Source organism: Colwellia sp. MB02u-14, from assembly GCF_014076915.1.
Classification (GTDB): Bacteria; Pseudomonadota; Gammaproteobacteria; order Enterobacterales; family Alteromonadaceae; genus Colwellia_A.
The window spans coordinates 460867-473808 of record NZ_JACGUX010000087.1; the positions used below are offsets into that span (position 1 = coordinate 460867).

At 38.4% G+C, this 12942-nt stretch carries 10 protein-coding genes; 8 read left to right on the forward strand and 2 right to left on the reverse strand.

The genetic code is table 11. The annotated features are described in order from the left end of the window. The first annotated feature begins 206 nt into the window (after positions 1-206). The gene (rdgC, locus tag H4J52_RS18415) at positions 207-1127 is read left to right on the forward strand and encodes a recombination-associated protein RdgC (RefSeq protein ID WP_182181810.1); all 921 of its coding nucleotides are present in this window, start codon (positions 207-209) and stop codon (positions 1125-1127) included. A gap of 118 nt (positions 1128-1245) precedes the next feature. On the opposite strand, the gene hldE is transcribed toward rdgC, so the two are convergent. Next, a complete protein-coding gene (gene hldE / locus H4J52_RS18420) occupies positions 1246-2670 on the reverse strand; it encodes a bifunctional D-glycero-beta-D-manno-heptose-7-phosphate kinase/D-glycero-beta-D-manno-heptose 1-phosphate adenylyltransferase HldE (RefSeq protein WP_182181809.1) in 1425 nt (474 codons plus the stop codon). An 84-nt stretch (positions 2671-2754) separates the two neighbouring features. Here hldE and lpxL point away from each other — a divergent pair, with 84 nt between their 5' ends. Continuing rightward, positions 2755-3693 (forward strand): LpxL/LpxP family Kdo(2)-lipid IV(A) lauroyl/palmitoleoyl acyltransferase, encoded by a 939-nt coding sequence (gene lpxL, locus H4J52_RS18425; RefSeq protein WP_182181808.1) that lies wholly within the window; start codon positions 2755-2757, stop codon positions 3691-3693. A gap of 118 nt (positions 3694-3811) precedes the next feature. Next, the gene (locus tag H4J52_RS18430) at positions 3812-4492 is read left to right on the forward strand and encodes a TcpQ domain-containing protein (protein ID WP_182181807.1); all 681 of its coding nucleotides are present in this window, start codon (positions 3812-3814) and stop codon (positions 4490-4492) included. Positions 4493-4526: 34 nt separating this feature from the next. Here the strand turns inward: H4J52_RS18430 and glnE are convergent, their stop codons facing one another. Then, complete coding sequence (gene glnE, locus H4J52_RS18435) at positions 4527-7400, reverse strand: bifunctional [glutamate--ammonia ligase]-adenylyl-L-tyrosine phosphorylase/[glutamate--ammonia-ligase] adenylyltransferase (RefSeq protein WP_182225361.1); 2874 nt, start codon at positions 7398-7400, stop codon at positions 4527-4529. Between the two features lie 229 nt (positions 7401-7629). Between glnE and H4J52_RS18440 the strand changes: the two genes are divergently transcribed. From H4J52_RS18440 to H4J52_RS18460, 5 genes are all read left to right on the forward strand, one after another. Next, on the forward strand, positions 7630-8607 hold the full coding sequence (locus tag H4J52_RS18440; protein WP_182225362.1) for a hypothetical protein: 978 nt from the start codon (positions 7630-7632) through the stop codon (positions 8605-8607). Positions 8608-8629: 22 nt separating this feature from the next. Next, on the forward strand, positions 8630-9532 hold the full coding sequence (locus H4J52_RS18445; protein WP_182181804.1) for a DUF350 domain-containing protein: 903 nt from the start codon (positions 8630-8632) through the stop codon (positions 9530-9532). Positions 9533-9901: 369 nt separating this feature from the next. Further along, complete coding sequence (locus H4J52_RS18450; protein WP_182225363.1) at positions 9902-11608, forward strand: polyamine aminopropyltransferase; 1707 nt, start codon at positions 9902-9904, stop codon at positions 11606-11608. Positions 11609-11744: 136 nt separating this feature from the next. Next, positions 11745-12158: a YjfI family protein gene (locus H4J52_RS18455; protein WP_182181802.1), complete on the forward strand. Its 414-nt coding sequence runs from the start codon at positions 11745-11747 to the stop codon at positions 12156-12158. A gap of 23 nt (positions 12159-12181) precedes the next feature. Continuing rightward, complete coding sequence (locus tag H4J52_RS18460) at positions 12182-12871, forward strand: PspA/IM30 family protein (protein ID WP_146796233.1); 690 nt, start codon at positions 12182-12184, stop codon at positions 12869-12871. Positions 12872-12942: the final 71 nt, after the last annotated feature.

The window sequence follows — 12942 nt, forward strand, 5'->3', positions numbered from 1 at the left end:
ATCAAAAGGTCTAGATAAAAGTTGTTCATGTGGGCAACTCAGTAGAAGTTTCACCGCATAACCACTCTATCCTATCAATGCCTTATCTATAAGCCTCTTAATTCCCACGAGTATGAGTGCTTATAACTCATATTTAAGTTACTATATTGCTCTTTTAAAATTTATCAGCCGGCACACTTCGTGTTCCAACGGCGCAGGAAGCTTCTATGTGGTTCAAAAACCTATATTTTTTCACATTTACTCGCCCTTTTGAATTATCAGAAGATCAATTAGAAAAACACTTAGCTGAACATTTATTCACGCCTTGTGGGTCAACAGAGCAGTCACACTTTGGTTGGGTAAACGCTTTAGGTAAGCATGGACATTCAACGGTTCATTCAGCTAATGGCAACCTTTTAGTTTGCGCAAGAAAAGAAGAAAAAATACTTCCAGCGCCTGTTGTTAAAGATATGATTGAGGCAAAAGTTGCTCAACTTGAGGTTGAACAAGCGCGTAGTGCAACCAAAAAAGAAAGAGAACAGTTTAAAGAAGATATCATCTTTGAATTACTGCCACGTGCATTTTCTCGTGTCACCGACACGCATGCTTATATTAATGCCGAGCATAACCTGATTGTTGTAAATTCAGGGAGTCGTGGTAAAGCTGAAGATTTATTAGCACTTTTACGCAAAGTTATTGGTACGTTACCGGTTACCAGTGTTTCGCCAGAAAAAGCGCCTGATGAATTAATGACAGACTGGCTAAACGAGAAAAATATTGGCGACAACTTTACTTTAGGTATGGAAGCAGAGTTTCATGCCTTAGGTGATGATGGCGCAGTGGTTCGTGTTAAAAATCAAGATCTTGATAGTGACGAAATTAAAACTCACTTAGACGCTGATAAATATGTTGTAAAATTAGCACTTGAATGGGATGAAGCCATGTCGTTTATTCTTTGTGACGATTTAGCCATTAAACGTTTAAAGTTCTTTGATGTCCTTCAAGAACAAAATGACGATATTGATAGTGATGACGTTATAGCAAAACTTGATGCTGACTTTGCTTTAATGGCTGGAGAAATTAATCGTTTGATTAATGACTTACTGGCTGAATTCAATGTTAAAGCGACAGATTACTTAGAGAGCTAATACGCTTTAGGTTACTGATGTATTTAAAGAAAAAAGCAGCTAATATAGCTGCTTTTTCATTGATTCGCTTTATTACTTCAGTATTAATCGAGTTAAAAATATCGCTAAAATAAATGGACTACTTCAACCGAATAGAATTAATAATATCAGTCGTTGAAATACCTTCTTCGAAGTTAAGTACTTTTACGTCACCACCATTGGCCATCACTTCTTTACCACCAGCAATGTCTTCAACTTTATAATCGCCACCTTTAACCAAAATATCAGGCAGAATATTGCTAATAATTCGTTGTGGAGTATCTTCAGAAAAACTCACTACCCAATCAACAGCGCCTAACCCAGCTAACACCGCCATACGTCTATCGGTAGGGTTTACTGGTCGGCCACTACCTTTGAGCCTTTTTACTGAAGCATCATCGTTAACCGCAACAATTAAACGTGTACCTAAGGTACCTGCATGGGTTAAATATGAGACATGACCCGCATGTAAAATATCAAAACAACCGTTAGTCATAACAATGTTTTCACCACGAGCTTTTGCTAATTTAACGGCAATTTTTAATTGCTCTTCGGTGACAACACCAAAGCCACTTTCTTGCCCTGCTGATATTTCAGCGAGTAATTCTGCTTCACTTACCGTTGATGTACCCAGTTTACCTACAACAATACCGGCGGCAATATTGGCTAAAGCACTGGCTTGGGTATATTCAGCCTTTGCTGCAATAGCTAAAGCAAGCGTTGCAATAACGGTATCGCCAGCGCCAGTTACATCATAAACTTCACGTGCTCGGGTCGGTAAATGGAATTCGTCATGGTCACGGCGAAGTAAGGTCATCCCCTGTTCGCTGCGCGTCACTAACATTGCGTCTAAATCAAGTTGCACTAATAATGCCTGACCTTTACTGACAATATCATTTTCTGTTTTACACTCACCCACTACCGCTTCAAACTCTGATAAATTTGGCGTTAATAGTGTAGCACCGCGGTAACGTTCAAAATCAGTTCCTTTAGGATCGACTAAAACCGCTTTCCCTTGTTTTTTTGCTATAGCAATTAAATTCTGTACTTCAGATAGTGTGCCCTTACTGTAATCTGACAACAAAAGTAGATCATGATTTACCAGCTGGGTAGCCACTTTTTCTTCCAGCAATGTTTTATCAACATCACTAAGTGACTCTTCAAAATCTAAACGAATTAATTGCTGATTACGACTCATCACACGTAACTTGGTAATGGTAGGAATATTAGCTTGTTGATCAAATTCACAGTGAATATTTAATGCTGATAATTTTTTTTGTAAGTGCTGTGCGGCTTCATCTTTGCCCGTTATCCCAATAAGAGTAACGCGTCCACCGATAGAAGCGATATTTAATGCAACATTTGCAGCCCCACCAGGACGATGTTCATCTTGGTTAATTTTAACGACAGGAACAGGGGCTTCTGGCGAAATACGCTGCGTGGGCCCATACCAATATCGATCTAACATAATATCGCCAACAACCAATACACTTGCTTGCTCAAAAGCGGGAATCTCTACTTTCATCCTATGCCTCTTAACTCTTTACGGATATACAGATATAATGCTTAATAGTGTATCACATGAATTTCAATGAGTTGACATCATCCCGTGAGTAAAAATAAAGTTTTGCAACCTGATTTTAAAATATCCTTTCTCTTACCCAAGTATTGGCTAACTTGGTTTGGCGTAATCATTCTCTATACCATTTCATGGTTACCGTATAAATTACAACTGATGTTAGGAAGGATCCTAGGGCGTTTGCTGTATAAAATAGGCTCAAGCCGAAAAAGAGTGGCGATGAAAAATTTAGAACTCTGCTTTCCTGAAATGTCGCAGCAAGAACGCACACTCATTTTAAAGAAAAATTTTGAAAATACCGGTATCGCCTTGTTTGAAACAGGAATGGGCTGGTGGTGGCCAGATTGGCGAGTTAAAAGAAAAACAAAAGTAGTCGGCCTTGAGCATTTAGAAAAAGCGCACCAACAAGGCAAAGGTGTTTTATTATTAACAATGCATTATTTAAGTGTAGAAATTAATTGCCGGGGTATTGGCACTGGACACCCTATGGTTGTTTTTTACCGACCTCACAACAATCAACTGATGGAGTTTTTTCAGTTTAGAGGACGAGGTCGCTCTAATAAGTACATGTTAGGTAAACGTGACGTTAAAGGATTAATGAAAGCACTTCGTGATAAGGAAGTCTGTGTTTATTTACCCGATCAAGATTACGGACGACGCCGGAGTTTATTTGTGCCATTTTTTGCGGTTCCTGATGCTGCCACTACCACGGGGACACTCATTTTTGCTCGCCAAAAGAACGTTCAAAATCACATGTTCATTCCAACGAGAAATGATGATGGCAGTGGTTACACTCTCGAAATTAAGCCGATGATGGAAAATTTCCCTACTGGCGATGATGAAGCTGACGTTATTCGTATCAATCAAGAGCTAGAAAAAGCGATATTGTACAAACCTGAGCAATATATGTGGTTACACCGACGATTTAAAACCAGACCTCATGAAGATGATCCCTCTCTGTATAAATAATCTCAGACTAAAAATCATCAACATTGTATAAATAACAACTTTTCAGTATGGTATATACTTATTGTATTTACACCATACTGGAATTTTCCATGTGGCCTCATAAGAAAGAAAGTACTCTATGAATTTTTGGTTACGTAACATTATTTTGGGCTCAATCTTAATTGTTTTAGCTTTTCTATTATTTGACAACCAAGAAGAGCTTTTCTCTACTTTAAATGAAGAAAGTACAGTAACAGAACAAGTCACTGTCATTGACCCTTCAGATAAAGCAACAATAACAAAAGAGATTCCTCGTCCAATAAAAAAAAGTAAGAATGCAGCCGCTGATGGCTTATCTCGTTTTTACGCTAATTTACATGGCGATGATGGCAGTTCAGGTCCGAAGATCCGTAATAACATCGTTTACTTAGAACCTCCAAAAGGCGATATTGTCAAACTACTGGAAGCACGTCGCATGGTCACTCGCCCATTACGAAAAAACTGGCGTGGTACCAATGAAAATCACCCTTTTCGTTTGGGTGAAACGCTGTTTCAAAAACTATCGGAATACGCAAACGATCAAGGCTTAGAAGTGATTTGGTGGCTAAATAGAGACTTTTTAGTTAAAGACCCTTTTCGCATCAATAAAGAAATCGTCCAAACAGCATATCAAGTAGGTAAAGCTGTTGAAGGACACTTTCCAGAAGGTATTAACGTTTATTTTTGTCATCAACAGCGCGCACTCGTACTGATTGATTTGAATATACCTTACCTTGATGAAGAGTGCATTTTACTCCCAGTAAACGCTCAACGAAGATAAGCACTCCCTTAATCAATGATTACCCTGTCATTATTTAGCAAGGTTTTTCATATAAGGATTGGCAAATACCGTTGACATTTTCAGCGATATCCTGGAAATCCACCTTGGTTAATAATTGTTGCTCATTTTTCAATGTGGCGTGATGACCATAATCACGTAAAGTGCAATAACTGATCGTTAACTGCTTTTGCTGCTCGATACTAATAACACCGAAGTGCTGAAGTGCTTTAAGCAAATGAAAATTATCAGAATACTTACATAAATCAGGGTATTTCGAGCTTTCACTAAGTACCAGAAACTGCACTAAAAACTCAATATCAACTAATCCACCTTGTCCTTGTTTAATATCAGTGTTATCAGATGTTGACTTGTCTAAATGGGTACGCATTTTCTTTCGCATTTTTAACACGTCAGTACTGACACTTGCCCGTTCACGTACACGAGTCAGGATCTCTTTCCTTATGGTTGTAAACTTGTTTGCTAACTCAGGATAGCCAAAAACAGTTCGAGCCCTTACTAAAGCTTGGTGCTCCCATGTCCATGCATCATCTCGTTGGTATTGTGCAAAGGTATCAATATGTATAACCAATAAGCCAGAGTTTCCTGATGGGCGGAGTCGCATGTCTAACTCATATAAAATACCACTCGCCATACGCGTGTTAAAAATATGCATGATACGTTGTGCGAGTTTCATATAAAATTGCGCAGCGGGTATTTGCTTTAAACCATTTGTCTCTTCATTACTTTGGCTATTGTGCAGAAAAACCAAATCTAAGTCTGAACTATAACCTAATTCTATTCCGCCCATTTTGCCATAACCAATCGCAGAAAAACCTCTATGGTCTTGACCAACCGTTGATGCTGGCACGCCAAAACGTTGTGATATTTGTTGCCAAGCCAAATGTATAACTTCTTCAATAATAGCTTCGGCAAGTGCCGTTAAATGGTCGCTAACCTTAGTTACAGGTAGTATTCCACAAATATCTCCGGTAGCAATACGTAAGTGTTGTGCTTGTTTGAATTGACGTAATCTGTCCATTTGCGCTTCTTGATCATCTTCGGGTATTCGCAGCATGGCTTGTCGTAAATCAGCGGAGTAACTGCTAAGTTCAGGAGGATTATTTAATAATTTCGGATCAATTAATTCATCTAATAATATCGGGTATTTAGCAATATGCTCTGCTATCCAGCTACTTTGATGACACAACTTAATTAGGTGCTTTAACGCCCCTTCATTTTCAAACAATAATTCAATATAAGCGGTACGCGTTGAAATTTTATTAAAGATGATGAGCACACGTTCTAGTGTGAAATGCTCGCTATATTCTTGTTGTATGTGCCACATTAGAACAGGTACTAATTTGTCGAGTACAGCACGCCCTCGATGACCAATACTGCGTTTTTCCATATCTGCTCTAAATTCAACAAGCAGCCCCCAAATTTTCTTAGCATCAACAAAAACACTAACTTGTTCTATCCAAGCAATACTTTCTTCATCTGACCATTGGCTGTCCCACAAAGCAGTCCAATGTTGATCTTTCGCTTGATGATTTGGGCTTTCTTCACCAATAAGTGCACAAAACTCAAGATGAACGCCATTCATTTGCAGTGCTAAATATTCAAGGAAAGCTAACCACGTTTCACATTTATCATGACGAAGTGCCCATATTAAGCGTGCTTGGTCAAGATCGTTATCAGGTAACGTCTGTGTTTGTTGATCATTTAGCGCTTGAATAATATTCTCTACTCGCCGCAAAAAACAATAGGCATTGGTGAGTACCGCTTCATTCTCAGTGGTAATTTCTTTTTTCTCAACTAAAATAGGCAGCACAGTTAATAAACGTCGGTGTTGCAATTCTTTTATACGTCCACCACGGATCAGTTGAAAAACTTGTACTATAAATTCAACTTCTCGAATACCACCAGCACCTAGCTTTATATTATTTTTTAACTGCTTACGACGTACTTCTTGGGCAATCATCATTTTCATACGTCGTAAGCTATCTATTACGCTAAAATCAATATAGCGACGATAGACAAAAGGACGCAGTAAGGTAGAAAGTTGATCATGATATATTCCTTGCCCAATGAGACGTGCCTTAAGCATGGCATAACGCTCCCAATCACGCCCTTGCTCTTGATAATAAGATTCCATCGCATTAAAAGTTAAAACGAGTGGACCACTTTCACCAAATGGACGTAATCGCATATCAACCCGATAAACAAAGCCATCAGCTGTTTTTTGATGCAAAGCCGTTATTAATTTTTGGCCTAAACGGATAAAAAATTGTTGATTATCAAGACTTCGCCTAGCACCTTGCGTTTCGCCCATTTCAGGATAAGTGAAAATAAGGTCGATATCAGACGAAAAATTTAACTCGCGCCCCCCAAGTTTACCCATGCCGTATACAAGTAGTTGTTGAACCTCTCCACTTTGACTGGTCGGTATTCCCCATTTGTCTTGGCAGAATAACGTTAACCAATTTAACGCCGCTAAAATAAGCTGGTCAGCAAGTTCAGATAAACGCTCTAACGACAAGGTTAACTCAAGTTCAAAAAGTAAATCAGCAACCGCGATATTCACCATTTCTTGCAGACGAAACTGTCTTAAGACCTTATGTAACTGATCTTCACTTTCACAAGGCGTTATTAGCTTAGCAAGCATTTGTTGATAATTTGGACAATCAGTTTGGTACACCCGCTCACTTGAAAATAATGACACCACAATTTCCGGACACTGCAATGTACTGTTTAAAATAAAATCGCTAGCCATTAAAGCGTGTTGAAAATCTGCTAATTGCTGCTCAGACAAATGTGCAGTTGCATCAGGGTATTGCTGATTAAATAATTGAGTACTTTTTTGCTTTTGAAGAGAAAGGAGCGCTGACAAGTTAGTTGATTTATTCATTTAATGGCCACTTTATTGACGATGTAAAAGATAAGGAGAAATAATATAAAATGAAATCACGAATCAATAGACATATTATGTCTTTAATGCTATTAATATCGGGTTATTATATACTCTTACCAATTCAAGACGCAGGTTTTAGCAAATTGAAAAAGGCAACGGATATACATAACAAATTCGTACTCAAACCACCTGAGTATATATTTATTATAGCATTTTTGAGGACACTATGGCAGGAATGCAGCACATCAAATACGCTTTTTTAAGCTTGGTTATTTTCTTAGTCGGTTGCTCTGATCCCTTTGAAGAAAAAATTAATCAACAAACGCCGATCACTGAACTTCGCATTCAACAATTAGCCGACGCTTTAACCGGTGGTCAGGTACGTAATGCCAGTTTAATCCATCAATACGCTGAAAAACTGAAACAGCAAAAACCTCATCTTACACAATTAATTGATCAATTTGACAAAGATGCAACGACAAAAGGTCCGATGTATTTGTCGTTACTCGACCGATTAACAACCGTTAAAAATCAACCCAATATGTTTGCCCGTAAAGAAGATATATTCAATGAACTGGTTAATATCTATCTTGCCGCCGATCCGATACTTTATTCAGATGCTTTAAGCGACCCCCTGAATGTACTTGCTGATATGTCTGATGGTGTCTTACCACGAGTCAATTCATTATCTAAAGCACAAAGCAAACAAGCCAATAACGCTCAAGATTTCGGTACAGGTGAACAACTAATTGGTAACCCAAGTTACGGTAGTTGGACGCAAGGCAGTAATGGTATGTCTTTTTGGGCATGGTATGGCATGTATTCCATGATGGGCGATGTATTTGGCTCTCGTCGTACTTCGTATAATGATTGGGGACGGTCAAGGAACTACAGCTATTATAATGATTATGGTCGCACTCGGTATAGTTCGCCAAGCCAGTTGAAAAAACAGAATAATTTAGATACGCGTACGAAGAAGTCATTCCAAAGTCGCGGACAAAAATACAATAGCACTTACAGTAAAAGTAGAACGGGCTCATCTAGCCTTTCCAGACAAAGTAGCACCGCACAAACAAGTGCCAAGCGTTTTAGCACAAATAGTATCAACAAAAGTTCATATGCAAAAAAATCTAGCTACTCAAAAAACTCAAGCTTTAGAAACAGCAAAAGCACGACATCTCGCAGTTTTAGACGCGGTAAATAACGGGTAGGATATAGGAATTAACATGAATAAATTTTTTGAAATTACAGCCTTAAATCAAGATCTATTAATTTACTTAGTTATTGATATTACCATCGCGATTGTTTTACTGGGCGCCATGCGCTTTATTTCAGGCTTATCCGCTAAAGTTAACTCAACGCAAGAACTCGCCCAAAAAGACAACTTTGCTTTTGGTATAAGTGTCGCGGGTAGTGTCGCCGCTTTAGGTATTGTTCTTACGGGCGCAATAAGTGGTGAAAATGCGCCAAGCTATTGGATGGAATTTGTTGGCATGTTGGCTTATGGGACATTAGGCTTAATATTGATAAAAATTGGCCGTGTTATACATGACAAGTTATCACTACAACATATCAATAAAACTGAAGAAATTTTAAAACAAAACTTAACCATTGGTATAGTTGATGCCGCAGGCGCAATTGCTACCGCGATTATTATCCGCGCCGTTTTATTGTGGGTACATGGTTTAGATGTAGATACATTTATTGCTATTATTGCCGGTTTTATTATTTCTCAAGCTATCTTATTATTGGTTACTCGTTTAAAAGAACGCCAGTATGCCAAAAATAATCAAGGTAATTGCTTACAAGAAGCTTTCTCAAAAGGACAAACTGCCATTGCCATTCGCTATGCGGGTCAGTTAATAAGTACCGCTTTAGCCGTCACTGCAGCGAGTCATTTTCTCACGTACTCACCTGATACCTTATTCACGAATTTAATCTCTTGGTTTGTATTTGCAATTGTAATGACATTACTCGTGGCTGTTTTAACGGCTATTGCCAAACGTATCGTCCTTTGGGGTATCAACTTGGTTGAAGAAGTTGATCAACAGCAAAACATTGGTGTTGCTTGTGTTGAAATGGCAACCAGTATTTCAATTGCGCTTATTCTTACGGCCTTAATGGCTTAATCTTCATTTATTCAATAACTAAAAAGCTTTAAGAGCATAAGCTCTTAAAGCTTTTTTATGTTCAGGATGAACGGTATGTCGTAATGCCATGGATGGCAAAGAACGACGATGTTCAGGATGGCCTTTCTCAGACATCCTGTCTTTCAAGGCATTAGTGCATCTTTGCACGTCAACGGTATGTCGTAATGCTGTGACTTCAGGGATGAAGGAAGTAGAGTAACGCAGGAGCAGTTACCAAGATGGCAAAGAACGACAATGTTCAGGGTGGCCCTGCTCATACATCCTGTTTTTCAAGTCATTAGTGCCCCCCAGCACGTAAACGTTAAGCCGCGATCACAAAAAAGTGAAAGAGCGAGAAATTATATTAATATGAATAAAAAACAATTATTTTGGAACGACACACTACTTATTCTAACCATGGCTGTTTTAGCTGGTTGTGGCTTAATTTATGAATACCTTTTATCTCATTATGCTGGACGTGTTCTAGGCGCTATGGAGAGCACGATTTATGCAATGATTGGTTTGATGATCGTTGCCATGGGGATAGGTGCTTTTGCCGCACGAGGCATTAATTGTGCATTCAAAGGTTTTGTCTGGCTAGAACTGATTATTGCTTTTTTAGGTTGCAGTTCAATTTTGATTATTGGTGGGTTAATAGCGTTAACTCAAACATTCCCACAAGTATTAGCAGACACCTTTAATTTACCCCCCGACTCGCTTCCCCAAGGTGGTTTTTTTAAACAACTTTCGCAGATCGCTTTTAATAGCCCCTATTTTTTTGGCTTTATATTAGGATTTTTCATTGGTATGGAAATCCCTTTAATTGCACGCATTAGAGAATCGATCCACCAAAAACATTTAAAAAATAATTTAGGGACTATTTATGGTGCTGACTATGTGGGGGCTGGAATCGGCGCTGCAGTATGGGTTATTTTTCTCTTATCTATTGATATTAGCAAAGCCAGTGCGTTAACTGCCGCGTTAAATCTTATTGTGGGTGGCGTTTTCATCTTTCATTTTTGGGAAAAACTGACCTGGCGAAAAACCTTAGTAACACTTCATATTATTTTACTCCTTGCCATTGGTATTATTTATCACTCGGGTAATAGCTGGCTAAACCAAATGAGCAACCTACTCTATTTAGATAGCGTTGTTTACACAGATAAAACTCGCTATCAGCAACTTACCTTTACTCAACGCCATATGGGCACTGAACAGCCGAGTGTGATAAATTTTTATCTTAATGGCCGTTTACAGTTTTCATCTTCCGATGAATATATTTATCACAGTTATTTAGTTAATCCGGTTATGGCCGGTTCAGCAAGACACGATAATATATTAATTATTGGTGGTGGCGACGGATTAGCATTACGTGATGTCCTGAAATGGTCACCCAAAAAAGTGACATTAATTGATTTAGATGCCGAATTAATGCAGATATTCATAAATCCTGCTGAAAAATTAAAACCAGCGTTAGCCGCTCAACTTAACCTATTAACACAAAAAAGCTTACAAGATCCCCGTGTCACTATTCTCAATGAAGATGCTTTTTTAGCGATTGATCAGTTATTAAAACAACAAAAAACTTTCGATAGCATCATTGTTGACTTGCCTGATCCTAGCCATCCAGATTTAAATAAACTTTACTCGGTGAATTTTTATGCACGTTTACAACAGTTACTCGCGGGTGACGGCTTGATCGGCATACAATCAGCGAGTCCTTATCACGCCAAAGACGCTTTTATTGCTATTGGAAAAACCGTACGCGCTGCAAAATTCGCTCATGTTGAGCAATATCATGATAACGTGCCAAGCTTTGGTGAATGGGGCTGGACAATAGCCTCAAAACGCGGAGCTAGCCCACTTAATCGTTTGAAGTCTCTAGAAAGTCTACCTATTGAACATCACTGGTTAAGCTTACCGATGATTATTAATTCTTTTGAGTTTTCAAAAAGCTTTTATACAAACCAAGCTGATGTACCTATTAATTATTTAGGTAGCCATAGTATTTATCAATTACACCAAAAGGCATGGCGAGATCAACAAGGTTTAAACAACGCATATTTACAAGAATGATAAAGAAATAGAAAATAATGCAAATTGACGCTTGACATATTATGTCAAACTGCTAAATTTACCTCAACGACATAATATGTCTGAGAGATATTAACTTTTAGATTTATTAACGAAGAAAAACAGACTAAGGAATCACATGAACATTCATAAAATTGCTGATCACTTAAATAGCTTAGCAGACAACTCTGAAACCGGAATGGTTTTCGATTGCCAGCCTATTTCAGGCGAAGTTGACGTTTTACAGATCACTGTTATCGACCGTGAAGAATTACCTATTTTTGTTTCTGTAACCGATGACCAAATACTGTGTATTACCTACTTATGGGGCGAAGAAGAAGTTAAACCCGATTGCCTCCAAGATATGCACGTTAGTATGTTAGAAATGAATATACCGATGCCATTATCATCATTTTCAAAAATTGGTGAGAAATACGTCATCTTTGGTGCCCTTTCTATTAATTCATCATTTCATGACATCGAGCATGAGTTAGGCGTTTTAAATAATAACGCAATGGAGATTATAGATGACATGGGCGAGTACCTAATTTAATTAACCACCCTAAGGAAAAAACTATGAGTATTTTTAAAAAGATAATGACCGCAATTCGAGGTGGCGCTTCAGAAGTTGGAGAATCAATTGTTGATTCAAATGCTACCCGTATTTTTGAACAAGAAATTCGTGATTCAGAAAATCACTTAACAAAAGCTAAACGCGACCTTACCGGTGTCATGGCTCAACAAATGTCATCAAGCCGTGAAGTTGACCGCTTAAAACGTGAAGTGGTTGAACATGAAGGTTATGCCGTTCAAGCCTTAGAAAAAGGTGATGAAACATTAGCGTTGGCTGTAGCTGAAAAAATTTCTACCTTAGAAAATGATCTCGCATCACAGCAGCAAGCGCTTGATAGCTTTTCAGGTAGTGCCAATCGCTTAAAAGAATTAGTGAAAAAGAGTGAACGTCAGGTTGGTGAATATAAACGTCAACTTTCGATGGTTAAAACCACTGAAAGTGTACAAAAAGCAACATCGGCAATCACTGATAACTTTTCATCAAGCAACTCTAAGTTATTAAATGCTAAAGATTCTTTAGAGCGCATTAAAGCAAAGCAACAAAAATTTGATGATCAAATGAAGGCTGCAGAAGTCCTTGAGTCTGAAAATTCAGATAATTCATTAGCTGCGCAACTTAAGCAAGCTGGTATTGGTGGTACGGATAATAGTGCAAACTCAGTATTAGACCGTTTAAAAGCGAAACAAAAGTAATATGTGCCCGCTAGTGAGCCATTATTGGCTTACTAGCACCGTTTTAACCGCCTAGCTGTTATCCTCCCAAC